At 62.4% G+C, this 25,361-nt stretch carries 24 protein-coding genes and 2 pseudogenes; 17 read left to right on the top strand and 9 right to left on the bottom strand.

Going from position 1 to position 25,361, the window contains the following annotated elements:
* Window positions 1-148: 148 nt before the first annotated feature.
* Window positions 149-1,006 carry a GNAT family N-acetyltransferase gene (locus tag LB520_RS11730; RefSeq protein WP_224637595.1) on the top strand — a complete coding sequence of 286 codons (858 nt, stop codon included), beginning with the start codon at window positions 149-151 and terminating at the stop codon, window positions 1,004-1,006.
* Between the two features lie 489 nt (window positions 1,007-1,495).
* On the opposite strand, the pseudogene LB520_RS11725 reads toward LB520_RS11730, so the two are convergent.
* Window positions 1,496-1,989, bottom strand: a pseudogene (locus LB520_RS11725) (SDR family oxidoreductase).
* Window positions 1,990-2,352: 363 nt separating this feature from the next.
* Here LB520_RS11725 and LB520_RS11720 point away from each other — a divergent pair.
* From LB520_RS11720 to LB520_RS11710, 3 genes are all read left to right on the top strand, one after another.
* A complete protein-coding gene (locus tag LB520_RS11720; RefSeq protein ID WP_224637594.1) occupies window positions 2,353-3,336 on the top strand; it encodes an ABC transporter substrate-binding protein in 984 nt (327 codons plus the stop codon).
* 134 nt (window positions 3,337-3,470) lie between these two features.
* On the top strand, window positions 3,471-4,274 hold the full coding sequence (locus tag LB520_RS11715) for an ABC transporter permease (RefSeq protein ID WP_224637593.1): 804 nt from the start codon (window positions 3,471-3,473) through the stop codon (window positions 4,272-4,274).
* 122 nt (window positions 4,275-4,396) lie between these two features.
* Window positions 4,397-5,155: an ABC transporter ATP-binding protein gene (locus LB520_RS11710; RefSeq protein ID WP_224637631.1), complete on the top strand. Its 759-nt coding sequence runs from the start codon at window positions 4,397-4,399 to the stop codon at window positions 5,153-5,155.
* An 83-nt stretch (window positions 5,156-5,238) separates the two neighbouring features.
* On the opposite strand, the gene LB520_RS11705 is transcribed toward LB520_RS11710, so the two are convergent.
* Entirely contained in the window at window positions 5,239-6,858 is a 1,620-nt protein-coding gene (locus LB520_RS11705) for a GMC family oxidoreductase (protein ID WP_224637592.1), read from the bottom strand.
* 356 nt (window positions 6,859-7,214) lie between these two features.
* Between LB520_RS11705 and LB520_RS11700 the strand changes: the two genes are divergently transcribed.
* The 5 genes from LB520_RS11700 to LB520_RS11680 are packed head-to-tail and all read left to right on the top strand — an operon-like array spanning window position 7,215 to window position 12,119.
* The gene (locus LB520_RS11700) at window positions 7,215-8,489 is read left to right on the top strand and encodes a flavin-containing monooxygenase (protein WP_224637591.1); all 1,275 of its coding nucleotides are present in this window, start codon (window positions 7,215-7,217) and stop codon (window positions 8,487-8,489) included.
* A 34-nt stretch (window positions 8,490-8,523) separates the two neighbouring features.
* Window positions 8,524-8,940: a RidA family protein gene (locus LB520_RS11695; protein ID WP_224637590.1), complete on the top strand. Its 417-nt coding sequence runs from the start codon at window positions 8,524-8,526 to the stop codon at window positions 8,938-8,940.
* Between the two features lie 5 nt (window positions 8,941-8,945).
* Window positions 8,946-9,620 carry a DUF1028 domain-containing protein gene (locus tag LB520_RS11690; protein ID WP_224637589.1) on the top strand — a complete coding sequence of 225 codons (675 nt, stop codon included), beginning with the start codon at window positions 8,946-8,948 and terminating at the stop codon, window positions 9,618-9,620.
* 22 nt (window positions 9,621-9,642) lie between these two features.
* On the top strand, window positions 9,643-11,133 hold the full coding sequence (locus LB520_RS11685; protein WP_224637588.1) for an aldehyde dehydrogenase: 1,491 nt from the start codon (window positions 9,643-9,645) through the stop codon (window positions 11,131-11,133).
* A gap of 50 nt (window positions 11,134-11,183) precedes the next feature.
* Window positions 11,184-12,119, top strand: coding sequence for a LysR family transcriptional regulator (locus LB520_RS11680; RefSeq protein WP_224606628.1), 936 nt, complete (start codon window positions 11,184-11,186; stop codon window positions 12,117-12,119).
* A gap of 6 nt (window positions 12,120-12,125) precedes the next feature.
* Here LB520_RS11680 and argE read toward each other — a convergent pair whose 3' ends face one another.
* Complete coding sequence (gene argE / locus LB520_RS11675; protein WP_224637587.1) at window positions 12,126-13,283, bottom strand: acetylornithine deacetylase; 1,158 nt, start codon at window positions 13,281-13,283, stop codon at window positions 12,126-12,128.
* A 210-nt stretch (window positions 13,284-13,493) separates the two neighbouring features.
* Here argE and LB520_RS11670 point away from each other — a divergent pair, with 210 nt between their 5' ends.
* Entirely contained in the window at window positions 13,494-15,563 is a 2,070-nt protein-coding gene (locus LB520_RS11670; RefSeq protein WP_224637586.1) for an NAD(P)-binding protein, read from the top strand.
* A 173-nt stretch (window positions 15,564-15,736) separates the two neighbouring features.
* On the opposite strand, the pseudogene LB520_RS11665 reads toward LB520_RS11670, so the two are convergent.
* A pseudogene (locus LB520_RS11665) lies at window positions 15,737-16,268 on the bottom strand (enolase C-terminal domain-like protein); the annotation flags it as partial.
* 160 nt (window positions 16,269-16,428) lie between these two features.
* Entirely contained in the window at window positions 16,429-17,097 is a 669-nt protein-coding gene (locus LB520_RS11660; RefSeq protein ID WP_140839352.1) for a DUF1236 domain-containing protein, read from the bottom strand.
* Between the two features lie 744 nt (window positions 17,098-17,841).
* On the opposite strand from LB520_RS11660, the gene LB520_RS11655 reads away from it, so the two are divergent.
* Together LB520_RS11655 and LB520_RS11650 are read left to right on the top strand one after the other, a co-directional pair.
* Window positions 17,842-18,114 carry a hypothetical protein gene (locus LB520_RS11655; protein WP_224637585.1) on the top strand — a complete coding sequence of 91 codons (273 nt, stop codon included), beginning with the start codon at window positions 17,842-17,844 and terminating at the stop codon, window positions 18,112-18,114.
* 214 nt (window positions 18,115-18,328) lie between these two features.
* A complete protein-coding gene (locus LB520_RS11650; RefSeq protein ID WP_224637584.1) occupies window positions 18,329-19,846 on the top strand; it encodes a PAS domain S-box protein in 1,518 nt (505 codons plus the stop codon).
* A 15-nt stretch (window positions 19,847-19,861) separates the two neighbouring features.
* On the opposite strand, the gene LB520_RS11645 is transcribed toward LB520_RS11650, so the two are convergent.
* Window positions 19,862-20,500, bottom strand: coding sequence for a hypothetical protein (locus LB520_RS11645; RefSeq protein WP_224543044.1), 639 nt, complete (start codon window positions 20,498-20,500; stop codon window positions 19,862-19,864).
* 184 nt (window positions 20,501-20,684) lie between these two features.
* On the opposite strand from LB520_RS11645, the gene LB520_RS11640 reads away from it, so the two are divergent.
* The 5 genes from LB520_RS11640 (at window position 20,685) to LB520_RS11620 (ending at window position 23,865) form a co-directional block, all read left to right on the top strand.
* Complete coding sequence (locus LB520_RS11640; RefSeq protein ID WP_224523298.1) at window positions 20,685-21,248, top strand: DUF1003 domain-containing protein; 564 nt, start codon at window positions 20,685-20,687, stop codon at window positions 21,246-21,248.
* Between the two features lie 69 nt (window positions 21,249-21,317).
* Window positions 21,318-21,683: a VOC family protein gene (locus LB520_RS11635; protein ID WP_095770219.1), complete on the top strand. Its 366-nt coding sequence runs from the start codon at window positions 21,318-21,320 to the stop codon at window positions 21,681-21,683.
* 29 nt (window positions 21,684-21,712) lie between these two features.
* Window positions 21,713-22,483 (top strand): exodeoxyribonuclease III, encoded by a 771-nt coding sequence (xth, locus tag LB520_RS11630; RefSeq protein ID WP_224637583.1) that lies wholly within the window; start codon window positions 21,713-21,715, stop codon window positions 22,481-22,483.
* A gap of 162 nt (window positions 22,484-22,645) precedes the next feature.
* The gene (locus LB520_RS11625) at window positions 22,646-22,999 is read left to right on the top strand and encodes a DUF768 domain-containing protein (protein WP_095768509.1); all 354 of its coding nucleotides are present in this window, start codon (window positions 22,646-22,648) and stop codon (window positions 22,997-22,999) included.
* A 578-nt stretch (window positions 23,000-23,577) separates the two neighbouring features.
* Window positions 23,578-23,865, top strand: coding sequence for a hypothetical protein (locus LB520_RS11620; protein ID WP_095768510.1), 288 nt, complete (start codon window positions 23,578-23,580; stop codon window positions 23,863-23,865).
* Between the two features lie 269 nt (window positions 23,866-24,134).
* Here the strand turns inward: LB520_RS11620 and LB520_RS29280 are convergent, their stop codons facing one another.
* Genes LB520_RS29280 through LB520_RS11605 form a run of 3 tightly spaced genes read right to left on the bottom strand, consistent with a single transcriptional unit; the run spans window position 24,135 to window position 24,945 of the window.
* Window positions 24,135-24,422: a hypothetical protein gene (locus tag LB520_RS29280; RefSeq protein WP_181174709.1), complete on the bottom strand. Its 288-nt coding sequence runs from the start codon at window positions 24,420-24,422 to the stop codon at window positions 24,135-24,137.
* Between the two features lie 42 nt (window positions 24,423-24,464).
* Window positions 24,465-24,686 (bottom strand): hypothetical protein, encoded by a 222-nt coding sequence (locus tag LB520_RS11610; protein ID WP_095768511.1) that lies wholly within the window; start codon window positions 24,684-24,686, stop codon window positions 24,465-24,467.
* Complete coding sequence (locus LB520_RS11605) at window positions 24,676-24,945, bottom strand: hypothetical protein (RefSeq protein WP_140839338.1); 270 nt, start codon at window positions 24,943-24,945, stop codon at window positions 24,676-24,678. Before LB520_RS11605 ends, LB520_RS11610 begins: the two co-directional genes overlap by 11 nt.
* Window positions 24,946-25,361 lie beyond the last annotated feature (416 nt).

The raw sequence follows: 25,361 nt of genomic DNA, 5'->3' as shown, positions 1-25,361 counted from the left end.
TTGCGTTGGCGCGCGGCATTCGAGCAAATCGTATCGGTCTGGTTGTTTAGCGTTGGCAGGGCAAGGGGCGTTTGCGTCACCCGCTGCGCAATCTTTCAGAGGCAAGGAATTGAAGCCGTCCGAAAGCTTGAAAATCGATGCCTTCTCGATGCGGATCGCCGACATCGAAGCCGTCGAGCTGGACCGCTTGCATGCGCTCTCCCTGTCGGTGGGGTGGCCGCATCGGGCCGAGGACTGGCAATTCCTGCGCGAAACGGGACAAGGCTTCGTGGCGCTCGACGAGATCGGCCGCGTTCTGGGTTCCGCCATGTGGTTCGCTCACGGCGCCGGTTTGGCGACGGTCGGCATGGTCATCACCTCGCCACGACTTCAGACGCTGGGAGCGGCGCAATGGCTGATGAAGCGGGTCTTCGACAAGATCCCTGGGCGCGACCTGCGCCTCAACGCGACCCGCGCCGCGCGGCGGCTATATCTTTCGCTGGACTTCCAGCCTGAGAAGACCTTGTTTCAATGCCAGGGCGTCGTCCGCCTGCCGGTGATGGGCGACCCGACTGAGGCGCGTCGCGACATCCGGACGCTGGACGCAAGCGATGTTCCCGCGGCGATCGCTCTCGACGCGTCGGCGTTCGGCGTGAGCCGGACGGCGCTGATTGAAAAGCTCTTCGAGCATTCGCTCGGTTACGGGCTTTTCGACGGAAACAAGCTGACCGCTTTCGCGCTTTGCCGGCCGTTCGGGCGGGGCCATGTCGTGGGGCCGGTCGTGGCCGAAAGCGACGCCGACGCTGTGGCGATCGTCCGGCCGCACGTGGCCGACCATTCGGGGACTTTCCTTCGGGTCGACACCCACATGGACAGTGGCGAGTTCGCCGCCTTTCTGTCGCACGCTGGAATGCCAGTTTTCGATACGGTGCTCACTATGTCGATGGGCAAACGCATCAGCGATTTTGCTGCAGGTGGCCCGGTTACGCCGAAGACCTATGCTCTGGCGAGCCAAACTCTCGGGTAGGTTGATGTTCGACTTGGAAGGTTTTAGCCTTTGCAATCTGAACGTCCAAACATGGACAACGCCATAACCCGCCAGCCCGCTTGCGGCCCCTTTCGGCCATTGACCAGGAGAATTCTTGGCTCTCCGCTAATCGATATCCCTAGCCAGCATTAATCTCGTTCATCGTCATAAGGTTCGCCAGACCATACGAGAGAATACGAAGGAAATGGGGTGGCGAACCAGCCGCTAACGTATTGATTTCCTGTAGGAAACGACGGCCTCGGCGACTAACAAAATCGTTATTCGCCAAGGGGCTAGGAAGCAGTTCGCCAAAGTTGATTCAAGAAGCTGATCTGCCACTCGCCGACCGCATTTATCTTCTACGGAACGGCAGCTTTGCGCCTGTTCTGACGTACACGGGCATCTCAGCCCTGCCCAAAAGCAGGCCGAACGATTGACGCACCTGGAAAACGTCGGGCTTTTGCGAATGCCGCGGTTGAGTGTTGGCATTTACTTATTGTCACGGCGCTTAGGGAAAGGCATGCCGGGACTATGGGCGGCTGCGCCGCCATCGACCGGGATGATGGCGCCGGAAATGTAAGACGCTTCCGGCGAGACCAGGAACACGATCAGGTTCGCCACTTGCTCCGGGCGGGCCATGCGTTGCTGCGGTAATTGCAGTTGCTGGTTGGTCGATAAGGCCTCCATGACGCCGGACATCATTTCCGCGGCGGTCGGCCCCGGGCAGATGCAGTTTGCCCGGATGCCGAAACGCCATAGTCGACCGACCACAAGCGCGTGAGCGCCACCAGCGCGGCCTTGGAGGCCGTGTAGGCATCGGCGAGTGGCATCAAGAGCACGATCGCGCCGCCATCGCGCATTGTCGGGCGGAAGGCGCGCACGCTGAGCATCACGCTGGTCAGGTTGACGGCGATGGTTTTGTTCCAGGCCTCCAGCGTCAGCAGCGGATATCTTGTTGAACAGATGACCGGCAAAAAATACATTGCTGCTCGAAAAGCCTGCGTCGGCGTCTCAAGGGAATCAATCGGCATCTCAAGACCCGCGACGCTTGGAAAGTCGCTGATCCATCTCAAAAGCTTCCAGTCATGATGTCGGCCTGTCGGCCAGGCTCCTTCGCTGCTTCGCTTTACAAGTGAGCCAAGATCGCCGCTGCTTCGGTTTCGGCGAAGCAAAGGACAGAAAAAGACTTCTTTTGGCGATCCGGCCCGGATGCTCTTTTGCAGGTCTAGAACACATAAGGCGCGCCCGGGAGGCGACGCATAACAAGAGAGCGGCCGCAAAACGCCGCCTGGCATAGGCCGCTTGAAAGGGGCCGATGCCGGCAACAGCCATGGGGAACCACGACAATGAAGACATTCCGCAATTGCCTGATGACGGCGGTCAGCGCAGGCCTGCTCAGCCTGGGGCTTGCCGCTCCCGCCAATGCCGGCGCCATTCGCCTCGGCATGACCACCTGGGTGGGTTATGGGCCACTGTTTCTCGCCCGCGACCTCGGCTATTTCAAGGAGGCCGGCGTCGATGTCGACCTGAAGGTCATCGAAGAATCGGCGCTTTACATGGCGGCGGTTGCCGGCGGCGATCTCGACGGCGCTGCCTCCACCGTCGACGAGCTCATGAAATACCGCTCCGACGAGCTCTGCTTCAAATATGTCGTGGCGCTCGACGACAGCCATGGCGGCGACGGCGTCGTCACGCAGGCCGACGTCAAGTCGCTCAAGGATCTGAAGGGCCAGCCCGTCGCCCTGAACGAGGGCTCCGTTTCCGAATTCTGGTTCAATGTGCTCCTGAAAAAGGAAGGCATGACCGAGGACGATGTCAGCGTCACCAACATGACCGCCGATGACGCCGCGACGGCCTTCATCGCCGGACAGGTTGCCGCCGCGGTGACCTGGGAGCCGCACCTCACCGAAGTCCGCAAGGGCGGCAAGGGCAAGGTGCTGATCGACTCCACGACCACGCCCGGCCTGATCGTCGATGTGATCGCGCTCAAATGCGACCTGATCGAGAAGCACCCCGAGGACGTGAAGGCCCTCGTCAAGGGCTATTACAAGGCGGTCGAATACATCAAGACCAACCCGGACAAGGCCTATGAGATCATGGCCAAGGGCATTGGCGGCTATCTCGAGAAGCCTGAGGATTTCGCGGCCGGCGCCAAGGGCGTGCGCTACTACGACCGCGCCCGCAACCTGGAATTCTTCGGCACGCCGCAGAAGAGCGAAGCGGCCGACCTGGTGAACTTCGCGCAGGACGTCTGGGGCAAGGCCGGCAAGCTCAAGATGACGATCGACTCGAAAACCATCCTCCACACCGATTTCATCAAGGAACAGTGAGCCATCGGAATGGCGGGGCCCGCCCGGCCGGGCCGGTCCCATCTTCCAAAAGCCGGATCTGGTCGGCCTCTCCGGGGCCGGCCTCCCTTTTCTCGAAAGCTTCAGCTTCGCGCTTAAATCACGGAGGCCATCTTATGGCACAAAGGCGGACGGCGTGGACGCGCCTGACGACTCCATTCGCCAATATCCCCGCCAGCACGGCAACCACGCTCGCTTTGGCGATGTGGGTCGTCGTGATCGGCGGCTGGGCCTTGCTGTCCTATGGCCGCGTCGTGCCGAACATGTTCCTGCCGACGCCCGGAACCGTGCTCGAGACGGCCTACCGCATGTCGCTCGACGGCAGCCTCTTCTACCACACGCTGACCAGCGCCAAGGTGGTCGTCCTGGGCTTCATCGTGTCGTCACTGATCGCGGTGCCGCTGGGACTGTGGATGGGCACCTACCGGGCGGTGCAGGCGCCGCTGGAGCCGCTGGTCAACTTCATCCGCTACCTGCCGGTGACCTCCTTCGTGCCGCTGTTCATCCTTTGGATCGGCATCGGCATCGAACAGCGCATAGCGGTCATCTTCTTCGGCACGTTCTTCCAGCAGCTGGTGATGATCTCCGACTGCGCCCGCAGCGTCTCCAGGGACCTGGTCAACGCCTCCTACACTTTGGGCACCAAGCGCTCGGAAGCGGTGTGGCACGTCATTTTCCCCGCAGCGCTTCCGGCGATCCTCGACACGCTTCGCGTCACCATGGGCTGGGCGTGGACCTATCTGGTCGTGGCCGAGCTCGTCGCCGCGTCGAGCGGCCTCGGCTATATCAGCCTCAAAGCCATGCGCGGCTTCCAGGTCGATGTGATCTTCATGGCGATCGCCGCAATCGGGCTTCTGGGCCTGATCACCGACACGGCATTCCGCATTCTCCGGGCAAGGGTCGCGCCATGGGCACCTTGATCTTGAACGCATCCTCGCAAAACGCAGCCGGATCAAGGGTAGTGATGACCGAAACCGTCAAGGCGAACAATTTGGCCGGCACGGCCCATGCGGCCGGCGATCCGCGTTCGGCCGGCACCACGATGGCCGTCGAGGACGTGACATTGCGCTATGGCGATGCCAATGGCGTGCTGGCGCTGGACGATGTGTCGCTGAAGGTGGCCAAGAACGAATTCTGCGTCATCGTCGGCCCTTCGGGATGCGGCAAATCCAGCCTGCTCTACCTCGCCGCCGGCCTCAATGACGCGACCTCGGGCAGCATCAAGGTCGACGGCCGGGAAGTGATCGAGCCCGGCGCCGACAGGGGCATGGTCTTCCAGAGCTACACCTTGTTCCCGTGGCTCACGGTGCGCGCCAACATTGAATACGGGCCGAAGCGCAAGGGGCTGCCTGCGGAGCAGCGCAAGCAGATCGTCGACCAGTATCTCAACGAGGTCGGCCTCGCGCCTTTCGCCGACCACTATCCCGCGCAGCTTTCCGGCGGCATGAAGCAGCGCGTGGCGATCGCGCGCGCCCTGGCCAACGACCCGGCTGTCCTGTTGATGGACGAGCCGTTCGGCGCGCTCGACAGCCAGACGCGCGGCACCATGCAGAAGCTGCTTCTGCGCGTCTGGGAGCGGCAGCAGAAGACGGTGCTCTTCGTCACCCACGATATCGACGAGGCGCTGGTGCTCGGCGACCGCGTGCTGGTGATGACGGCAAGGCCCGGCAAGATCAAGGCCGAGATCAAGGTCGATATTCCGCGGCCGCGCTCGATGGACGTCATCCTCGAACCCGACTTCATCGCGCTCAAGCGCCGCATCCTCGGCCTTCTGCACGACGAAATCGACGAGGATCACTGAGCGCAATTTCCAAGAGCAAAAGTCGAGGCAGTCCAGCAGTGCTGAACGCCGATCTGCCTCGATGTTGAAGGGTGAGACGGCCTCTACCTTTCGCCGTTGCGCACCGGGCCGAGGATCATCTCCGAAGCCTTTTGCCCGATCATCATGCTTGGCGCGTTGGTGTTGCCGCCGATCAGCTTCGGCATGACGGAGGCATCGGCGACCCGGAGCCCATCCACGCCTCGCACCTTGAGCGTCGCCGGATCGACGACAGCCATGTCGTCCGTTCCCATCTTGCAGGTTCCGACCGGGTGATAGACGGTCAGCGCCTCGGCGCGCAGATAGGCCAGGATCTCGTCGTCGGTTCGGACATCCTTGCCCGGGAGCATCTCCTTGCCGCGCACCGCGTCGAACTCGGACGAGGCAAAAATCCGGCGCGCGATCTTGATGCCCTCCACCAGCACCATGGCGTCGTCTTCATGCGTGAAGAAGCGGTGGTCGATCAGGACGTCGCGGCGAGAATTGTCGCGCGACAACCTGATCTCGCCCACGCTTTTCGGTCTGAGCACGCAAGTGTGAATGGCGTAGCCGTGGCCGTATTCGATCAGCCTGCCGCGATGGCTGCGATAGCCCGGCACGAAATGGAACTGAATGTCGGGCAGGCCGTTCGCGTGCTTGGTCTTCGCAAAACCGCCGGCTTCGACATAGTTGGTGGTGAGCATGCCCTCGCGGCGCGCGAAATACTGGAAGGGCGCCGCCGCGACACGGGGCAGGTTGGCAAGCGACAGGCCGAGCGTCCTGGTGCTTTTGGACCGCACGGTGATCATGCCGTCGACATGATCCTGCAGGTTCTTGCCGACGCCCGGCAGGTCGAGCACCGGTCTGATGCCGATCTGCTGAAGCTCCGCCGCCGGACCGATCCCTGAAGCCATCAGGATCTTGGGTGAGTTGATGGCACCGGCCGAAAGCACGATCTCGCGATTGGCGGAGAGCGTCTTCTGCTGCCCCTCATGTTGCACGCGCATCCCTGTGGCGCGACCCTCGGCGATGACGAGATCGACCACTTCGCATTGGCTGAGCAGCGTCAGATTCCTGCGATCGAGCACCGGGCGCATGAAGGCACTGAAGCTGCTGAAGCGCTGGCCGCGATCTTGCGTGACGTTGTAGATCCCGACGCCGAACTGGCTTTCGGCATTGAAGTCCGTGTTGGCGGGCAGGCCGGCATTTTCACCGGCCTTAACGAACATGCTCGAAAGCACGTTCGGGTCGCGCGGATTGTCGACTAGCAACTCGCCGTCGTTGCCATGATAGCGCGGGTCCTGGCCGAGTAGGTTGCGCTCCAGCTTCCTGAACAGGGGCAGCACGTCTCGATAGGCCCAGCCGGCGCAGCCGAGGCCGGCCCACTCGTCATAATCCTCGGCGGCGCCGCGAATATAGACCATCGAGTTGATCGAGCTCGATCCGCCCAGCGCCTTGCCGCGGTTGACCGGAATCCTTCGGTTGTTGAGGTGCGGCTGCGGCACGCCGACAAAACAATAGTCGTAATTGGGGTTGCCGTAGAGCGAGAGGATGCCCGCCGGCACCTTGACCCGCAGGCTGTTGTCGCTGCCGCCGGCCTCGATCAGGCACACCCTGACCGACGGATCAGCGCTCAGCCGATTGGCCACCACGCAACCGGCCGAGCCGGCGCCGACGACGATGTAGTCAAAGCTTTCAGTTTTCATGCCCAGCCCTCGAGAATGCCGGCGCTCGAGGCATGGCAGAACAGGCCGCCGCGAAGGCGTATCCTTGTTCCGGAACCAGTTCCGCGCGGACACTTGTCCGGCTTCGCCCGCCACCTCATGCCGCGCTGTCGATCCGACCGCTGGGACACTAGGTGCGTCTATCGGTGCGAGAAATTCGGAAATGGTTACGCGTGGCTTCGGAGATTCGTTATGGGCGCCCGCGCCGGCACGTGCTGTTACTTGTGAGCGCCAGCAGAGAAGCGGTCGGATGGAGCAGCCTGGCTGCATCCACCAACTGCCCGAGATCGTTTTCATCCCGCGGCGGGGGCTGTCGGATGGTCAGAAGAGGACTGAGCATGTCGGTTGAGAAGGTAGACACGCTCGTCGTCGGCGGCGGCCAGGCCGGGGTGGCCATGAGCGAGCATCTGAGCAAATGCGGGGTGCCGCATCTTGTGCTTGAGCGCGGCCGGATCGCCGAGCGCTGGCGCTCGCAGCGATGGGACTCCCTGGTCGCCAACGGCCCGGCCTGGCATGACCGGTTTCCGGGCATGGAGTTTCCCGTGACAGGTCCCGACGGCTTTCCCTCCAAGGAAGAGGTCGCCGACTATTTCGTCGCCTATGCAAAGCAGATCAACGCGCCGATCCGCTGCGGCGTGGAGGTCAAGTTGGTGCAAAGGAATGTCGGCCGTCCGGGATTTCGCGTCGAGACGTCGGATGGGGTGATCGAGGCCAACAGCGTCGTGGCCGCGACCGGGCCATTCCAGGTTCCCGTCATCCCGCCTCTCGTTCCCGCCGATGCCGGCATCCTGCAGATCCACTCCAGCGCTTACCGCAACCCGGCGCAGCTGCCGAACGGCGCGGTGCTGGTGGTCGGGGCGGGATCCTCGGGCGTGCAGATTGCCGACGAGCTGCAGTGTTCCGGCAGGCGCGTCTATCTCTCGGTCGGCCCGCATGATCGTCCGCCGCGCGCCTATCGTGGGCGCGACTTCTGCTGGTGGCTGGGCGTGCTGGGCAAATGGGACCTCGAAACCCCCGGACCCGGCACGGAACATGTCACGATCGCGGTGAGCGGCGCGCGCGGCGGCGAAACGATCGATTTCCGCCGCCTGGCCGCGCAGGGGCTTACGCTTGTCGGCATGACAAAGACGTACCAGGACGGCGTGATGAGTTTCGCGCCGGATCTTGCGAAGAACATTGCCCGGGGCGATGCCAGCCTGATGTCGCTGCTGGACGAAGCCGACGCCTATGTCGCGCGCAATGGTCTCGACCTTCCGGAAGAGCCCACCGCCCGCCGGATCGATCCGGATCCGGACTGCGTGACCAATCCAATAAGCGAGCTCGATCTTGCCGAAACAGGGGTAGCGACGATCATCTGGGCGACCGGCTTCGCCGTCGACTACAGCTGGCTGAAGGTCGACGCTTTCGACGAGAGGGGCCGGCCACGGCATCAGCGCGGCGTTTCGGTCGAGCCGGGGATCTATTTCCTGGGGCTGCCCTGGCAATCGCGCAGGGGGTCGAGCTTCATCTGGGGCGTCTGGCACGATGCCAAGCACGTGGCCGACCGTATTTCTACGCAGCGCAAATATCTGGCCTACCACGCCGCTGCGCAACGCGAGCCCGTGGACGCCTGACCAAAGCTGCGAGCCCTGCCTGATGGAGACCAAGATGGCGCATACGCGAATTCGCAAATTCAACACCAGGGACACCTATCCCGAGCAGAAGCTCGACAATGATCTCTGCCAGGCGGTCGTCACGCGCGGCGGCCGCACCGTGTATCTGCGCGGCCAGTGCCCGCAGGATCTCGACACCGCCAAGAACATCGACAGCCACGATCCGGTCGAGCAGACCCATAAGGTCATGCAGAACATCAGGCAGCTCATCGAGGAGTGCGGCGGCACGATGGAGCATCTGGTGAAGGTGGTGGTCTACATCACCGATGTGCGCCACCGCGAGGCCGTCTACCGGACGATGGGCGAATACATCAAGGGCGTGCATCCGGTTTCGACCGGGCTGGTCGTGTCGGCGCTGGCGCGGCCGGAATGGCTGGTCGAGATCGACGGCACCGCCGTCATTCCGGACTAAGCGCCATGACCTTCTCCATCGTCGCGCGCTGCAGGCGCACAGGCATGTTCGGGGTGGCGGTGTCGTCGTCGTCTCCCGCGGTCGCGGCGCGTTGTGCCTATGCGCAGGCGGACGTCGGCGCGGTCGCCAGCCAGAACGTCACCGACCCGACGCTCGGGCCACGGGCGCTGGAGCTGATGGCACGCGGTGCTTCCGCCACCGAGGCCGTCGCGATCATCAAGCGCACGGCTGCCTTCAGCGAATACCGGCAGGTCCTGGCGGTCGACGCGGCCGGCGGCAGCGCAATCCACTCCGGGCCGAAAGCGCTCGGCATCTGGGCCGAGGCGCGCGGCGAGGACGTTGCCTGCGGCGGCAACCTGCTCGCGAATGATGGCATCCCGCGTGCCATGGTCGATGCCTTCCTCGCTTCCGAAGGCCATCTCGGCGATCGGCTGATCGCCACGATGCGCGCCGCGCTTCATGCCGGCGGCGAGGCGGGGCCCGTCCGCTCCGCCGGCATGAAGCTGGTGCGCGATGTCTCGTGGCCTGTCGCCGACTTGCGCTGCGACTGGACTGAGGACTGTCCGATCCAACAGTTGGCGGGGCTGTGGGAGATCTACAAGCCCCAACTCGACGCCTATGTCACCCGTGCCCTCAACCCGTCCGATGCGCCGAGCTACGGCGTTCCCGGTGACGAATAGTCCGATCGGTTCTGAAACCAGGATGGGCGAACTCAGCCACAAGGAATGGGTCGGCAAGGCGTCCGCGATCCGTTTTCGCGACAAGGCGTTCATCGACGGCAAGGCGGTGCCCGCGCGCTCCGGCCGGACCTTCGCCAGCATCAATCCGGCCACGGGAGCGACGCTCGCCGAGGTCGCCTCCTGCGGTGAAGAGGATATCGATCTCGCGGTCGCCGCTGCGCGACGCAGCTTCGAGGCCGGCGTCTGGTCGCGAACGGCCCCCGCGCATCGCAAGCAGGTGCTGCTGCGGCTGGCGGAATTGCTGCGTGAGAACCTGTCGGAGCTCGCGCTGCTGGAATCGCTGGATATGGGCAAGCTGGTCAAAGATGCCGCCACCATAGACGTGCCGGGCGCTGCAGCGATCTTTCAGTGGTATGGCGAGGCGATCGACAAGGTCTATGACGAGGTAGCGCCGACGGGGCAGGGCGATCTCGCTCTGGTGCGGCGCGAGCCCCTTGGCGTCGTGGGCGCGGTCGTGCCGTGGAATTTCCCGCTCGACATGGCGACTTGGAAATGCGCGCCGGCGCTGGCGGCGGGCAATTCGGTGGTGCTGAAGCCGGCCGAGCAATCGCCTTTCTCGGCGCTCAGGCTGGCCGAGCTCGCCATGGAGGCGGGCCTGCCCGCCGGCGTGCTCAATGTGGTGCCGGGCCTCGGCGAGACCGCCGGCCAGGCGCTTGGCCGGCATATGGATGTCGATTGCCTCGCCTTCACCGGATCGACCGCCGTCGGCAAGCTGTTCCTGCAATATTCCGGCCAGTCGAACATGAAGCAGGTCTGGCTGGAGACCGGCGGCAAGAGTCCCAATCTGGTGTTCGCGGATTGCGGCGATCTGGGTGCGGCGGCCGACATGGCCGCCTTCGGCATCTTCTTCAACCAGGGCCAGGTCTGCTCGGCCAATTCCCGGCTGCTGGTGGAGCGCGGCATCAAGGATGCGCTGGTCGAGAAGCTGGCGGAGCGCGCGGCGGCGACGCAACCCGGCGACCCTCTCGACCCGGCATCCAGGATGGGCGCGATGGTGGATGCGCGGCACGCCGCTACGGTGATGCGCTTCATCGATGGCGGCAGGCAGTCGGCACGGCTGGTCACCGGCGGCGGCCGGATCTCAGTCGACGGGCGCGGCAGCTTCGTGCAGCCGACGATCTTCGACAATGTCTCGCCCGAGGATCCGCTCGCACGCGACGAAATTTTCGGTCCGGTCCTGTCGGTCATCGCCTTCGATAGCGAAGAGGAGGCGCTCCGGATTGCCAATGACAGCGTCTACGGCCTTGCGGCATCGCTTTGGACCGACAGCCTGTCGCGGGCACACCGCATTGCGGAGCGACTGCGCGTGGGCACAGTGTCGATAAACACCGTCGATGCGCTGAGCCCGATGACGCCGTTCGGCGGCTTCAAGCAGTCCGGCTTCGGGCGCGACCTGTCGCTGCACGCGCTCGACAAATACACCGCGCTGAAAACCACCTGGATCAGGTACTGAGGAGCGGCCGCGACTTGATTGCAGCGTCCAAACGGGCATCATAGAAGCCCATGCCGCTCCGTTTCACGCTCAGACAGCTCGAATATTTCGTCGCCGTTGGCGAGGCCGGCTCGATCGCCAAGGCGGCCGAGCAAGTCAATGTTTCGCCGCCGTCGATCTCGGCTTCGATCGCCCAGCTCGAGGCGGAGTTCGGCGTCCAGCTCTTCGTGCGCAAGCACTCGCACGCGCTTGCCCTCACGGCGGGCGGGCGCCTGTTCCTCAAGGAGGCCGCGCGGCTGCTCAACGATGCCGATGCGCTGCACGACATTGCCGGCGATATCGCTGAAAAGGTGCGCGGACCGCTGGCGATCGGCTGCCTTCTGACTTTCGCGCAGATCGTGCTGCCGGCGTTGCGGCGGAAGTTCGAGGATGCCTATCCGGATGTGCGCGTCCGCCAGTTCGAGCGCAACCAGGGGCAGTTGTTCGAGATGCTGCAGCGTGGCGAAATAGACGCAGCACTGACCTACGATCTCGAACTGTCGCAGGACATGACCTTCGAGCCGCTGATGCAGCTGCCGGCCTATGTGATGCTGCCGGCCGCGCATCGCCTGGCGGGGAGGGCGGGCATCACCCCCGAGGAACTGGTCGATGAGCCGATGGTGCTGCTCGATCTGCCCTACAGCCGCGAATATTTCCTGTCGGCTTTCCAGCCCAAGGGACTGCGGCCAAAAATCGCCGAGCGCACCGGCGACATCGCCGTGATGCGCTCGATGGTCGCCAATGGCTTCGGCTACGGCATCGCCAACATGCGGCCGCTCAACACCATGTCGCCCGACGGCAAGCTGCTGGTTTTCGTGCCCTTGCTGGGAGACATCAGGCCGCTGACCATGGGAATTGCGCTGCCGAACGCCGAACATCGCACGCTGACGGTGCAAGCCTTCATCGACCACTGCCGCCGCTTCGTTGTCGAGCAAGGCGTCTTCGGCACCGAACGTATCGTCAAATAAGCCTAGTCACGCCCAGCCATCGGCGAGCCGCGACAGCAGCTTCTCCAGCATCTCGTCGCAACGCCGCAGCTGTTCGACGCTGACAAATTCGTCCGGCTTGTGCCCCTGCGCCATCGAGCCCGGTCCGCACACGACGGCCGGCGTGCCGAGATCGCGGCTGAACAAACCGCCTTCCGTGCCGAACGCGACCTTCATGGTATCGTTGGCGCCAGTCAGCGATTTGACGAAGGCGACCGCTTCCGAAGCGACCGGCGTGTCGAGGCCCGGATAGGTGTTGGTAGTGTCGATGTCGATCGCGGCTTCCGGCGCGATCAAAGCGGCGTCGGCTGCAATGCGCGCCGCGGCACCGCGAAGCCTGTCGAGAATGCCGGCGGCATCGTCGGCGGCGATGTTGCGGATCTCGAAATCGACCTGGCAGAGATTGGGCACGATGTTGAGTGCCACGCCGGCATTGATCTTGCCGACGTGCACAGTCGTGTAGGGAATGTCATAGTCACCATCGCGAGCGCCTTCGCGGGCCAACCGGTCCTGCTCGTCGCGCAGGGCGCGCACGAAATCGCAACCGAGATGGATGGCATTGAGTGCCAGCGGAGCAAGCGCCGAATGGCCTTCGCGTCCTCTGCAAACGGCGCGTGCCGCAAGCTTGCCCTTGTGCCCCGTCGCCACCTGCATGTTGGTCGGCTCGCCGACGATGCAGAGCAGCGGGCGTTGCGGCGCAGCACTCAGCATTTCGATCAGGTCGCGCACGCCGAGGCAGCCGACTTCCTCGTCGTAGGAGAGCGCCAGATGGAGGGGCGTGCGCAGCGTCATCTTCGAGGCCTTGAGACATGCCGCGAGAGCTGAGGCCACGAAGCCCTTCATGTCCGCCGCGCCGCGCCCGTAAAGCTTGCCGTCACGCGCGGTCATGGCGAATGGCGGCAGCGTCCAGTTCTGGCCGTCGACGGGAACGACATCCGTGTGACCGGAGAGCATGATGCCAGGCTTCTCGGCCGGTCCGATCGTGGCGAAAAGATTGGCCTTGTGCCCGTCCGGACTGTGGATGATCTGGGAGGCGATGCCGCTCGCTGCGAGCAGGTCCGCCACATAGAAGATGAGGTCGAGGTTGGAGTCGCGGCTCACCGTCGGGAAGGCGATCAACCGCTCGAGGATTCTGACGCTGTCCATTCTTGTCTGGTCCCGTTGCCGCAATCGGCTGTTTACATTGCGCCGCGGCGGTCCTGAAGTCGCATTTGGCTCAGCCTCGCTTCACCTGAGGCTAATCCATGCGAGGGCGATTAGGCGCGTCCTAATCCGCACAGAAGAAATCCGTAGTTTTCCCGCGCACGCGCCAACTTATGGGTAATCTCCAGAGCAGCCGGCATGAAGGAAGGCACTATGCGCGACCCACGCTACGACATTCTGTTCGAGCCGATGAAGATCGGTCCGGTGACCGCCAAGAACCGCTTCTACCAGGTTCCACATTGCAATGGCGGCGGCTATCGCGATCCGTCGGCCGCGGCGGAGATGCGTCGCATGAAGTCCGAAGGCGGATGGGGGGTCATCTTCACCGAGCAGACGGAGATGCATCACACCTCCGAGATCACGCCCTTCATCGAGCTCAGGCTGTGGGACGACGCCGACATTCCGGCCCTGGCCAAAATGGCCAAGGCGATGCACGAATATGGCGCGCTCGCCGGCATACAGCTCGCCTATTCCGGCATCAACGGTCCCAACCTCTACACCAAGGAGGTTCCGCGCGGGCCGTCGGCCTTGCCGATCCGCACCTTCACCAACGATCCGGTGCAGGCGCGCGCCATGGACAAGCAGGATATCCGCGACCTGCGCCGCTGGCATCGCAATGCCTTCAAGCGCGCCAAACAGGCGGGCTTCGACCTTGTGTGCCTCTACGGCGCGCATGGGTTCGGCATCATCCAGCATTTCCTGTCGACCGCCACCAACCAGCGCAGCGACGAATATGGCGGCTCACTGGAAAACCGCTCGCGGCTGATGCGCGAGCTGATCGAGGAAGGGCGCGACGCTGTCGGCGAAACGTGTGGCCTGACGCTCAGGCTGTCGCTGGACGAGATGATCGGCGAGCTCGGATTCGCCAACTCGGAAGTCCGCGACATGATCGAAATGCATGCCGAATTGCCCGATCTCTGGGACCTCGCTCACGGTGCCTGGGAGGATTGCTCGGGGCCGTCGCGCTTCAAGGACGAGGCGGCGCAGGAAAGCCTCGTCTCCGGCATCAAGAAGCTGACCTTGAAGCCGGTCGTCGGCGTCGGCCGCTTCACCTCGCCCGACGTGATGGTGAGGATGATCAAATCAGGCAAGCTCGACTTCATCGGTTGCGCGCGCCCGTCGATCGCCGATCCTTTCCTGCCAAGGAAGGTCGAGGAGGGCCGCATCGAGGACATTCGCGAATGCATCGGCTGCAACATTTGCATCACCGGCGACATGACGATGTCGATCTCGCGCTGCACGCAGAACCCGACCTTCATGGAGGAATGGCGCAAGGGCTGGCATCCGGAGCGCATGCAGGCCAAGGGCGACAGCGATAGTGTACTGATCGTCGGCGCCGGGCCCGCCGGGCTGGAGGCCGCCCGCGCGCTCGGTCTGCGCGGCTACCGGGTGGCCATTGCCGAAGCAGGCGCCGAGCTCGGCGGGCGCGTGGCGCGCGAGAGTCTGCTTCCGGGCCTGGCGGCCTGGGGCAGGGTGCGTGACTACCGCCAGTATCAGCTCAGCCAGATGCCAAATGTCGACATCTATTTCGAAAGCCGGCTGACGGCGGACGACGTCCTGTCCTTCGGCTTCCAGAACGTCGCCGTCGCGACCGGATCGACCTGGCGGCGCGACGGCGTTGCCCGTGCCAATGTCGTTCCGATGCCGATCGACGCCGCCATGCCGGTCTACACGCCTGACGATCTGATGGGAGGCAAGGTGCCTTCCGGCAATGTCGTGCTGTTCGACGACGACCACTATTACATGGGCGGCGTGCTGGCCGAGCTGATGGCGCGCCAGGGAGCAAAGGTGACCCTGGTGACGCCGTCGGCCTTTGTCTCGGACTGGACGCGAAACACGCTGGAGCAGGGGGCCATCCACCGCCGCCTGGCGGGATTGGGAGTGGGTATCGTCCTTAACAGGACCGTCACGAATATCGCTTCAGGCGGCGTCGTGACAGCCTGCGTCTATACCGGCGCGAAACAGGAGCTGGCCGCCGATGCCGTCGTCCTGGTCACGTCGCGCAATCAGGACGATGCCGTTTGGCGCGCGCTGAAAGCCCGGGAAAACGAGTGGGCCGGCAACGGCATTCGTTCGATCAAGGTTATCGGCGACGCCGAAGCGCCGGGGCCGATCGCGTGGGCAACCTATGCCGGCCACCGCTTCGCCCGTGAACTGGACGAGGCCGATATCGGTGACGCCCTGCCCTTCCGGCGGGAAGTGACGGCGCTGGCGGTGCAATAGGATAGAAGAGGGCAGCCGCAACTTCCCTTCCACTCTATTCTGCCCGCAAGCGGAGCGCGTATTTCCAGCAGGTATCATCCAATAGAATGCTGCCGACAACAGCCGGGGAGCTTCGCGTTGAGGAGCTCGATTGCCTCTCCCGGTGGCGACCTCTTCCGTCGACGGTCGCTTCAGTCGAGCTGCAGGCATGCGGCCAGCGCGATCGGCCCGAGCGGACAGTGCGGCGCCACAGCCACGTCATAGGCTTCGGCCATCGCCGCGATCTTGCGGCATTTGGTGATGCCGCCGGCGTGCGACAGATCCGGCCGACACCGCTTCCTCGAACACCGACTTGAAGTCCCACCCGCTGTAGAGCCGTTCGCCGAGCGCGATCGGCGTCGAGCCGAGCGCGGCGATCTCCTTCAGCGCCTCGCGGTTTTCGCTGAGCACCGGCTCTTCGATGAACATCAGCCGGTATGACTCCAGCTCCTTGACCAGGATGCGCGCCATCGGCCGGTGCACGCGGCCGTGGAAATCGACGGCCATGCCGATATTCGGCCCGACCGCCTCGCGCACCATGGCGACGCGCTCTATAGCCGTGTCTATCTTGTCGTGGCTGTCGACGATCTGCAGTGCCTAGGTGCTGTTCATCTTGAGCGCCTGGAAGCCGTGCGCCGCCATATTCCTAGCGCCGGCCGCCACTTCCGCCGGCCGGTCGCCGCCGATGTCTCGGCGGCATTGCGTGAACGACGCAGCCAACGCCGGAGATGTTCACCATAAATCGACGGTGTCGTTGTTCGCGGTCGTGTGTTGCCGTCAACACCCGCCTCGGCTTGACCGCCGTGCAACCCGCCCGGCGGTCGGTATTCATTGCCGATTGGCACTTTCAGCGTTCCACATACACGATGCGGCGCGTCGACGGCTCAACCAGCACCGGTCGGTTGTTCACATAGACATAGCGGTAGCGGTAGTTCGGGATCTTCTGTAGAGCCACCGTCTCAGGCAAGGTCGCGCCGGTTACAACCTTTCCTTGAAGGTAAACAGGCTTGACCCGATGCGCGCTGATGTACGTGCGCACCTGTTCGGGCGGATTGATCACGGTGCCGGCTGCGCCGCCGCCAACGACCCCCGCCGCGCCGCCCACAGCAGCGCCTACCGGTCCTCCGATGATAGCGCCGGCGATCGCTCCGGTGGCGCCACCAGCGACGGCTCCGGCATCAGCCTGATCGCGAGGAGGTTTCACGACCGCGATGCCGGAATTGGCCGGTCGCTCGGTTAAGACGACCCGATTGCCACCGAATTCTGCGGTAACGTAGTCGGAATAAACCCAGCCCTGACCACCAGCTTCGGCGATGGTGCACCATTTCGAGTTTTGCAGACAGCCGTTCAATGTGGCCGTCTGGCCCGCCCGCAGCACGCCGATGACCGGATATTGCGAGCCTGGACCCGCGCGAACATTAAGGTTTGTAGCGGCTGATACGGGAGTGTCGGCAAAAGCTGCGCCAGACAAGGCGACAAGCGCGCCTGTCACAACGGGTAACAAAAGCTTTCTCATCGTTCTGTCTCCGTTTCATGGTTCCCTTCAGAGCCAAAAACGAGGAAGAGCCACGTGCGTTCCGCTGGCAGATCGCGGAACGGCTAGATTCCAAATGTCAACATCGGGTCGCTCTGCTGCTCCCGCTTGAGTCGAAATATGGTCGGGTTGCCATCATCGGAGCGGCCGATCTTGCCGCACACCCCGCGCGGCCGGCCCTGGAGTCGCTGAGGTCTGATCGGTGGGACAGCCATCGTTGCGGGAGAAGCCGGACAGGTCTTGAAATGTCGGCATTACTGACGCTACCGGCTCGCGCCAGCCGATGCCATGCCGAAGGGCATGAAGCGGCCCGCCACGCAATGGTTCGGCCGGGTTTAATAGGGCGAATGAAACACATGCGCGGCGAAGCTGTAGGCACGCGATAGCGTTGGACAACAGCCACGCTGCGTTGCCCGTCGCCTTCGATATGCGTGATGTTGCTGTTCGGGTTGAACGGATCGACGGTTTGCAGAAGCGAATTGGTGTTGTTTGCGTCGCCGGACGCAAGCGTTATTGTATCGTAATTGTTCAAATAGTCGGCAGCAGAGCTCGACAACAGCACACAATCGCTGCGGCAAAATACGATCGTAAATCCACTAAGGCATCCCCCGACACCGGCTGGCATAATGCTCGATTTGCATTTTGTTGTCGAATCCGAGTTTGACCGCTTGCCATCCGTGCCACGCTAAGCAACGTTGGCGGCGGGTTTGAGATTTTGGAGGGACCATGAAGCGGTTTGCTTTAACCGTCGCTGCTTTCGTTTGCATTGCAGGCTGCGCCACACCACCGGACAAAATAGCAGGCGTGCCGAATGCTGGCCCCTGTACGCAAGCCGACAAAGAGCGCTTGGCGGTCCTGACAAATCAGCAGAACAAGGCGGTGACCGGTGATGCGCTAGGTGTATTCCTCATCGGTGTGCCGGTCTCATCAATGTCCGGCGGCGACCATGAGACCGAGATCGCCGTGCTGAAAGGACGCTGCGGGCCGCCGAAGACGTGACAGGCTGAGTCGCAGTCAGCGTAAAGCCGCACGGACAACGACTGACGGTCCTAATCAACGTCATGCCCCAAGTCCCTATTGCGAAACTGCGCAAGGCGCATATTCTTTGGCATGGGGTCTTGATCGAGCAGTCCAAGGACCTGGACCCTTGACGCGGTGCTATTTGGTCGAGGATGGCCGAACTTTTCAATAGAGCCATCCGTGGGACAGAGCCATGCAGCACGGAGCCGTGAGTGATCCGGGCATGGGCCGAGGCCAGCTTGAGCCGGCCGACGGCGATATTGTCCGCGAGCAGGCCGTCCTCTTTCGTCTCACCGACCGACTTTACCGTGCCAACGGCCTTGGCGAGATCTACGATGCGGCCCTGGATGCCATATGCGACGCCCTCGGTTCGTCACGCGCCTCGATCCTGAGATTTGACAGCCACGGCGTCATGAGCTTCGTCGCCTGGCGCTCACTCTCTAATGAATACCGCGAGGCAGTTAACGGTCACACGCCGTGGACGCGCGGGGAGCACGATGCCGAGCCTATCTTTGTCGAGGATATTCGTCTCAGCGGTGAATCTCGGCAGATCATCGACACGGTCCTTGGCGAGGGAATCGAAGCGCTGGCTTTCATCCCGCTTGCCACCTCCCGCGAGCTCATCGGCAAGTTCATGGTCTATTATCCAGCACGCCATCGCTTCGGGGATCGTGAACGCGAACTTGCGTTGACCATTGCCCGTCAGCTCGGGTTTGCGATCGAACGGGAGCGGGCGGAAACCAGTGCGACGCGACTGAGCGCGCTCGTCGAATCCTCGGATGATGCAATCATCGCGACCGATTTGGATGGCATCGTCACGGACTGGAACAGCGGCGCTGAGCGTCTCTACGGCTACGGCCGCAAGGAAATGGTCGGACGTCCGCTCATGTTGCTGATACCGCCCGATCGGCAGATCGAGGAGCGGCAGATCCTGGTGCGCATTCGCAATGGAGAGCATGTCGAGCATTTCGAGACCGTTCGCCTGCGCAAGGATGGCAGCAGCATTCCCATCTCTTTGACCGCTTCCCCCATCGCGGACGCGTCTGGCGCAATTGTCGGTGTCTCCAAGATCGGCCGTGACATTTCCGAGCGGCTGCGGGCGCAGGAGCAGCGGGAGTTGCTGCTTCGCGAGATGGACCACCGCGTGAAGAACCTCTTTGCCATCGCAAGGACCATCGTCAATTTGAGCGCGCCAGCTGCTGAAACTCCGGCCGCGCTCGCCTCCACCGTTTCTGACCGCCTCGGCGCCCTTGCGCGGGCGCATGCGCTGACGATGCTCCCCTCGACTGGCCCGTCCGTTCAGGTCGCGACGAGCCTACATGCATTGATCGCCGCAATCCTCGCGCCATACCGGCATGGAACTGACGAGCAGCCCCGCTTCGCGATCAGTGGCATCGATCTGCCGGTGCCTCCAGCGATGATTACGCCGCTTTCTCTCCTGCTACACGAATTCGCCACAAACGCTGCCAAACATGGCAGCCTCTCGGCGCCCGCCGGCTCGATCGAGATCGCTTGCTCCAATAGAGACGGTAAGGTGAGTGTCCAGTGGAGAGAGGTAGGAGGACCACCTCCGGTCGCAACCGAAGACGAAGGCTTCGGAAGCCGCCTGATCCGCGCCGCCGCGAATGAGCTCGGCGGAGTCGTGCGAGATTGGGACCCCGCCGGAATTGTCCTTGAGATCACGATCGATAGTGAAAGATTCTCGGTCTGATGCCCGAGCCGCTTGTCAGCGCAGCAGCCCGTCGCTCTCAAAATCCTCCCATCCGCGCAGTTTGGCCTCCGAGTTTTCGTCTCGGCCATTCCTGGCTGAATGGGCAACCTCGCGGCCCTTCTTTTGCGCACGCTTGACTGCCGCCTTGGCGGCAGCGCGTCGCCGGTTCTCGGTGCGGGTGGCGTCGTCTTCTTCGCGCCAGACGGTGACCAGATCGCAATCGAGCACATCCTCGATGTGGCGCGGGTCGAAGACGTGGAAGGTGATCTTTCTGGCGCGGCCGCGAAGCTTGACCGTTCTGGTCCCCGAGCTCTGCAACCGACCATCCTTCAGCCAGCGGTGCCGCTCGCCCGACGAGATCGTCAGGATGTCCTCGACTTCGCGAGGGATGACCGGAAGGTCCTCGATGTCGCGCATGGCTTTGGACACGATAGCCGCTGCCGCTTGCACATCGGCATCGACGCCCTCCGGCAGGCGCAAGGTGAGCACGCGGGATTCGATGTGAAGCAGCTTTCTCAATTGCGCAGGAAGGCGCGCGCGGATCTCGAGGAAAATGCCCCTGGCCCGCATGGACGATCCCAGAGTTGCCGCCGGTGAAAGCGGCCACTCAGCCATTAATTTGGCGGTCGGTTCGGTTTTTCGGCGCCCGGGCATGTCCCATAAATAGGCCGGGCTGGGCCTGGCACAACGCCGGTGCAAGAGGCAACCCGGTGTGACGCGGCGCCACCGATCTTAGACAGAGGATTCTTCCAAATATCCGCCATCTGAGAACCCTCAACGGAGCGAATTGTCGATCGGCGAGTTAGGCTGGCTAGACGGAAGAGACTGGATTGGACGGATGGCAGCATCGAAAAGCAACGGTCACTTCACGCCAACCAAGGCGGCGCCGGAAGGCCTTGCCCCTGCCCTGGCGCGAAACATTGAGGCGCTGATCGAGAGGCGTAAACGAGAAGCCACGGCCGCATCGCTGGAGGAGCGCGCGGCCGCAGCGATAAGCGGCTTCGCAGGAAGCATGGTCTTCGTCTACTTGCACATTGTCTTCTTCGGGATCTGGATCGCCCTCAATCTCGGCATCCTGAGCTTTGTCAGACCCTGGGACCCATCACTGGTCATCTTGGCTATGTTCGCCTCGGTCGAGGCCATCTTTCTCTCGACCTTCGTGCTGATCAATCAGAACCGAATGAGTGCGGAGGACAATTCCAGGGCAGACCTCGATCTGCAGGTCAGTCTGCTGAACGAGCACGAAACCACCAAGCTTATCAAGCTGGTGGAGGAGATTGCCAAGCGTCTGAACATAGATACCGATGCGGATCACGAGCTCAAGGAACTCAAGCGCGATGTGGCGCCGGAGGCGGTTCTGGACAAGATTGAAGAGGTGGATGACCGTCGGACGCCCAAGTGACAGCTCGCCAATAGAAGCGGCAATTTGAAACTGAGGCGCTACCAGTTGGGTCAATCAGAGGATAGGAGCATGTTCGACCACATCGGCTTCAACGTCGGGAATTTAGAAAAATCGCTCGCCTTTTACAAAGCAGTGCTCGCTCCTCTCGATCTTGGCGTGCTCGAATCCGGAGAGGGCTGGGCAATGTTGGGTGGCCATGCCGGTCGTCTCTGGATAGGGGCATTCGGACCTCCTCCTGCACCTATCCACATAGCGTTCCGAGCCGGCTCCCGCGCAATGGTGCACTCGTTCTACAAGGCAGGCCTCGCCGCCGGAGGTCGCGACAATGGCGCGCCTGGCATTCGCGCCCAATACGCACCGGATTATTATGCAGCTTTTGTGCTCGACCCGGACGGCCACAATGTCGAAGCCGTAGCCTTCGCCGCAGATGTCTGAAGCAGCGCACTCCACGTAAGGAAAACATTGTGACGCGGATCGCGACCTTCAACGTCAACGGTGTCAACGGCCGGTTGCCGGTGCTCCTGAAGTGGCTGGCCGAGACCGACTATGACGTGGTCTGTCTTCAGGAACTGAAAACATCCGAGGAGAAATTTCCCATCGAAGCAATTCGGGACGCCGGTCTCGGCGCGATCTGGCACGGCCAGAAATCCTACAACGGAGTGGCGGTGCTGGCGCGAGGGAGGGATCCGGTCGAACGTCGCCGGGGCTTGCCTGGCGATCCCGACGACACGCACAGCCGATATCTGGAGGCTGAAATCGACGGCCTGATCGTCGGTTGCATCTACCTCCCGAACGGCAATCCGGCGCCGGGCCCGAAATTCGATTACAAGCTGCGCTGGTTCGAGCGTCTCGTCGACTACAGCCAGTCACTGCTCGGCGAGCGCACCGTGCTTTGTGGCGACTTCAACGTCGTCCCGACTGAGATCGACGCCGTAGTCCCTCGGCGGTGGTTGGGTGACGCCGTCTTCTTTCCGGAAAGCAGGGAGGCCTATGCCAGCATGCTGAGCCTGGGGTGGGTCGATGCCATGCGACTAATCCACCCGGGCAAGGGCATCTACACCTACTGGAACTTTTCCTATCGCGGCGGCTACGACCGAAGCTCCGGCTTGCGGATGGATCATCTGCTCGTAAGCCCGTCGCTCGCGGAGAGCATTCTGGCCGCGGGTGTCGACGTCGAGACCCGTGGCTGGGAAAAGCCCAGCGATCACGCACCCGCCTGGATCGACCTCGGTTAAGACAGTTTGCTTGACCGCTCAAAAGACAAGGTGCTTGCGCTTTCGTCCGGTCTTTCTCGGATAGGCCTTCATGTCAACCGCGTTCCAGACGCCCCTCGCGGGTGGCGGGCTCAGCGCACCTTCACAAGCGGAACCTAATGTTCGCCTGCCGCTTATGCCGGAATGAGCACCAGAGGCATCAACTTCCTCGATAAATGGATGGCAGAGCACCTGCCGAACGCCATGACAGATGATCCCATGGCCGTCAGTGATCTCGCCGATGAGATGATGAAAGCGGCAGAGCGAGAAGGCATTCCGGCCAGCGAAATCCACGAGGAGGTTGATAGTGTGTTCGGGGTGATCTTCGAGGCGATGCATCATCGGGAAGGCAGCTTGCCCGAGGCTGAGAAAGCCGTGTTGGATCAGTTAGCGGCACGGCTGGCCAGGGAGGCCGGCATCTCAGATGACCAAGCTGGCGAACTGCTTAGCGCATCGGCACGGACTGGGACTCGCTCCTTAACGAAGCGCATTTTCTGAAGGAGCTTGAAGGCAGGCTAGAGCAGGAATAAATACCTCTTCGGTGCGGTGACCCCTGCGCGAAGCACCAAATCGTCTGGACGGACGATCGGGGAACAGGATGCGAAATCCTCTACCTTTTCCAACAGCGTCTGTTGACCTCGACCTGCTTCGGACGAACTTGAAAAGGCAGGCTAGCCCCGGCTTGGTTCAGGCAGGCGGGTTCGCCGGTTCGTGAGGCCCCCGGGTCAGACGGCCCAACGGAAGTCCAAACGGGGCTCCATTTTTCCGAGTGGTAAGCGCCTCATATCGAACTTCTTGACCGCGTCGCTTTCGCTAGAAGCGGACAATCAAAGCGTAGAATCGGCAGCTGGATGGGCCAGCACAAGCGGTCTATGAAAAAGACCAGCACGCCGTAGATAGACGACAAGCTAACTTTCACCAGCCGCGCCTGTGCCCTGTTGCTAGAAGTTCAAATTTGACCTTTCATGATCATGATTTGTCTAGAGTCTTTCCCATAGATTTTATAGCGTCTGCGCTATGAGTTTCGGCAGTTGTGAATCGCCGCCGGCTTACTATGCCGACGATAGGAGAACGCAATGACCCGCACTCACGTTGAACGTCTTGGAGAGTTCAGGGAAATCCTGGTCGCGACTCGACGCGAAGGCGTGCGTAATGTGCACCATACGCGCGACGCAATGCGGGCAAGTGGCTTTCAGATCGGGGATAGCGAAGGCTCCAGCTATGGTGCTCAGCTGAAAGCGCTTCAAGAAGAAATTGAGGCAGTTGATCGCGCCATCGAAGACGAGAAGCGGCTGGCCTTGGCTCTCGAAGGACGAACTCAATCCCGCCGCCCGACCAAGCCAAGGATCGTGAAGGCAACATAGAGTTAGCGCAATCGTTGGAGCTGGTTCGCGGCCCAACTCGGCTACTCTAAAAATTATGCTGATGTTTGCCCCTCGACCAGGCTTTACACCGTCAGCGAGTATTCCGCATCGTTGCTGAGATCTCGCCATAGGGCGTGAGCCCGCACCGGCCCACCGACATAGCCTTGGCGCACGCCTTGCTACCCCAGCCGAACGCCTGCACATCCTCCTCGGCGACGCCGCCGTCGACCATTAGCTGCTTGAGCCCAGCTGGCGTTCAGCGGTAGTAGTCATGCTGGCGCGCATGCACGTAGAACGGGAAGGGTGTGGCCACCAGCGTCCAGCCGCGGCTTGCTCATGACGTGGATGTTCGCTTCGGCCGCTTGCGGGCCCTGCACATGTTCCAGCGCGCTGACGGTCGGTTCGGCAAAAGGGCCGAGAGCCATGACCGTGAGCCTTGCGGACAAGTCGCGGCTTATCGAAAATCCGCGGCATGCGCCCGTTCTGATCAATCTGGCAAAGGCGTGCACGATGGCGAAGCCCGCGCCGACAGCAACCCCGTAATGGAGGCTTACCATGGCGCGGGCTCTCCGCTTCTGAACCCGGGATACCTGAAACTGTCAGTTCAGCGTCGGTTCGCCCATCGTCTCGGCAAGAAAGGACGCGGCGATCAAATCGTCCGCGTCGATGCGTAAGGAGCCTTCGCCGCGCCCCATGATGGCCGCTACCTTCTGGAAGGTCTTGATCTCATGCTCGGTGATCCTGGCGTCCCGCATCCTGGTTCTCAGATCGGCGACACGCATCCCGAGCGACCGGGATGTTCCGATTTCTCTATTCGACATTGGTCAGTCCTCCTCCCCCCGCTCGTGTCTGTTTCGCCGCCGCCCGAATTCGCAGCCTGCCCACAGTGAGGAGCATCAGCATGCAAGCTCGTGAGAATCTTCTGATATTATGAATTAATGATGAATTCGCGCGACTGTAGTTCAGCCCTGGATCGACCATCGTGATCACCGCGCCGCGCTCGGAGTATTCGAACGTGTCCAGAATCTTGTGAATGACGAAATCAGCTACGTTGGGCGCCGAGCCGGCGTGATCTTCCACGGCCTTCCTCCATCCGGAAATCAGCGCGTCATCCCTTGGCAGCAGTCGTGTGCCTATTAAGTCTCCGACAACTGCACGACCGTTAAATATGTAGCGACTTGTATTAGCGTCCAGAATTATTAACGCTCCGCAGCATCGGTTGCGTCCTTGGAGCGGGCAGCCTCTCGGCAGAAGCCAGGCCGGGAACCGGATCTTTGACTGGCTGCTTTCCAAATGGGGTCTGGTCAGGTCGCGGTGTCGTGCAAGCGAGCGGCAAACGACTAGAAAATAGCGGCGTCATCGAGTTGCCGGATTTGTGGGCCCAGCACCGGCGAACGCCTTCCAGCATCAACCCTTGCGGCTACTGGCCAGGTGAATTGCCCAGCGCGTTGGAACCTCTTGCGAAACCGGGTGTTAAGCTGCGTCCAGGGGAATTC

Origin of the sequence: Mesorhizobium sp. CA12, assembly GCF_020165255.1 — a bacterium.
Classification (GTDB): Bacteria; Pseudomonadota; Alphaproteobacteria; order Rhizobiales; family Rhizobiaceae; genus Mesorhizobium.
The sequence above is the reverse complement of the archived record's forward strand: the minus strand, read 5'-3'. Positions and strand labels throughout refer to the sequence as shown.

Coding starts and splice junctions, on each gene's coding strand:
- LB520_RS11625 (WP_095768509.1), top strand. CDS start 22,646: ATGAGCACCAGAGGCATCAACTTCCTCGATAAATGGATGGCAGAGCAC.
- LB520_RS11710 (WP_224637631.1), top strand. CDS start 4,397: ATGGCCGTCGAGGACGTGACATTGCGCTATGGCGATGCCAATGGCGTG.
- LB520_RS11680 (WP_224606628.1), top strand. CDS start 11,184: ATGCCGCTCCGTTTCACGCTCAGACAGCTCGAATATTTCGTCGCCGTT.
- LB520_RS11690 (WP_224637589.1), top strand. CDS start 8,946: ATGACCTTCTCCATCGTCGCGCGCTGCAGGCGCACAGGCATGTTCGGG.
- LB520_RS11640 (WP_224523298.1), top strand. CDS start 20,685: ATGGCAGCATCGAAAAGCAACGGTCACTTCACGCCAACCAAGGCGGCG.
- LB520_RS11645 (WP_224543044.1), bottom strand. CDS start 20,500: ATGCCCGGGCGCCGAAAAACCGAACCGACCGCCAAATTAATGGCTGAG.
- LB520_RS11705 (WP_224637592.1), bottom strand. CDS start 6,858: ATGAAAACTGAAAGCTTTGACTACATCGTCGTCGGCGCCGGCTCGGCC.
- LB520_RS29280 (WP_181174709.1), bottom strand. CDS start 24,422: ATGGTAAGCCTCCATTACGGGGTTGCTGTCGGCGCGGGCTTCGCCATC.
- LB520_RS11730 (WP_224637595.1), top strand. CDS start 149: ATGCGGATCGCCGACATCGAAGCCGTCGAGCTGGACCGCTTGCATGCG.
- LB520_RS11685 (WP_224637588.1), top strand. CDS start 9,643: ATGGGCGAACTCAGCCACAAGGAATGGGTCGGCAAGGCGTCCGCGATC.
- argE (WP_224637587.1), bottom strand. CDS start 13,283: ATGGACAGCGTCAGAATCCTCGAGCGGTTGATCGCCTTCCCGACGGTG.
- LB520_RS11660 (WP_140839352.1), bottom strand. CDS start 17,097: ATGAGAAAGCTTTTGTTACCCGTTGTGACAGGCGCGCTTGTCGCCTTG.
- LB520_RS11635 (WP_095770219.1), top strand. CDS start 21,318: ATGTTCGACCACATCGGCTTCAACGTCGGGAATTTAGAAAAATCGCTC.
- LB520_RS11670 (WP_224637586.1), top strand. CDS start 13,494: ATGCGCGACCCACGCTACGACATTCTGTTCGAGCCGATGAAGATCGGT.
- LB520_RS11650 (WP_224637584.1), top strand. CDS start 18,329: ATGCAGCACGGAGCCGTGAGTGATCCGGGCATGGGCCGAGGCCAGCTT.
- LB520_RS11715 (WP_224637593.1), top strand. CDS start 3,471: ATGGCACAAAGGCGGACGGCGTGGACGCGCCTGACGACTCCATTCGCC.
- LB520_RS11610 (WP_095768511.1), bottom strand. CDS start 24,686: ATGTCGAATAGAGAAATCGGAACATCCCGGTCGCTCGGGATGCGTGTC.
- LB520_RS11695 (WP_224637590.1), top strand. CDS start 8,524: ATGGCGCATACGCGAATTCGCAAATTCAACACCAGGGACACCTATCCC.
- LB520_RS11720 (WP_224637594.1), top strand. CDS start 2,353: ATGAAGACATTCCGCAATTGCCTGATGACGGCGGTCAGCGCAGGCCTG.
- LB520_RS11620 (WP_095768510.1), top strand. CDS start 23,578: ATGACCCGCACTCACGTTGAACGTCTTGGAGAGTTCAGGGAAATCCTG.
- LB520_RS11700 (WP_224637591.1), top strand. CDS start 7,215: ATGTCGGTTGAGAAGGTAGACACGCTCGTCGTCGGCGGCGGCCAGGCC.
- LB520_RS11655 (WP_224637585.1), top strand. CDS start 17,842: ATGAAGCGGTTTGCTTTAACCGTCGCTGCTTTCGTTTGCATTGCAGGC.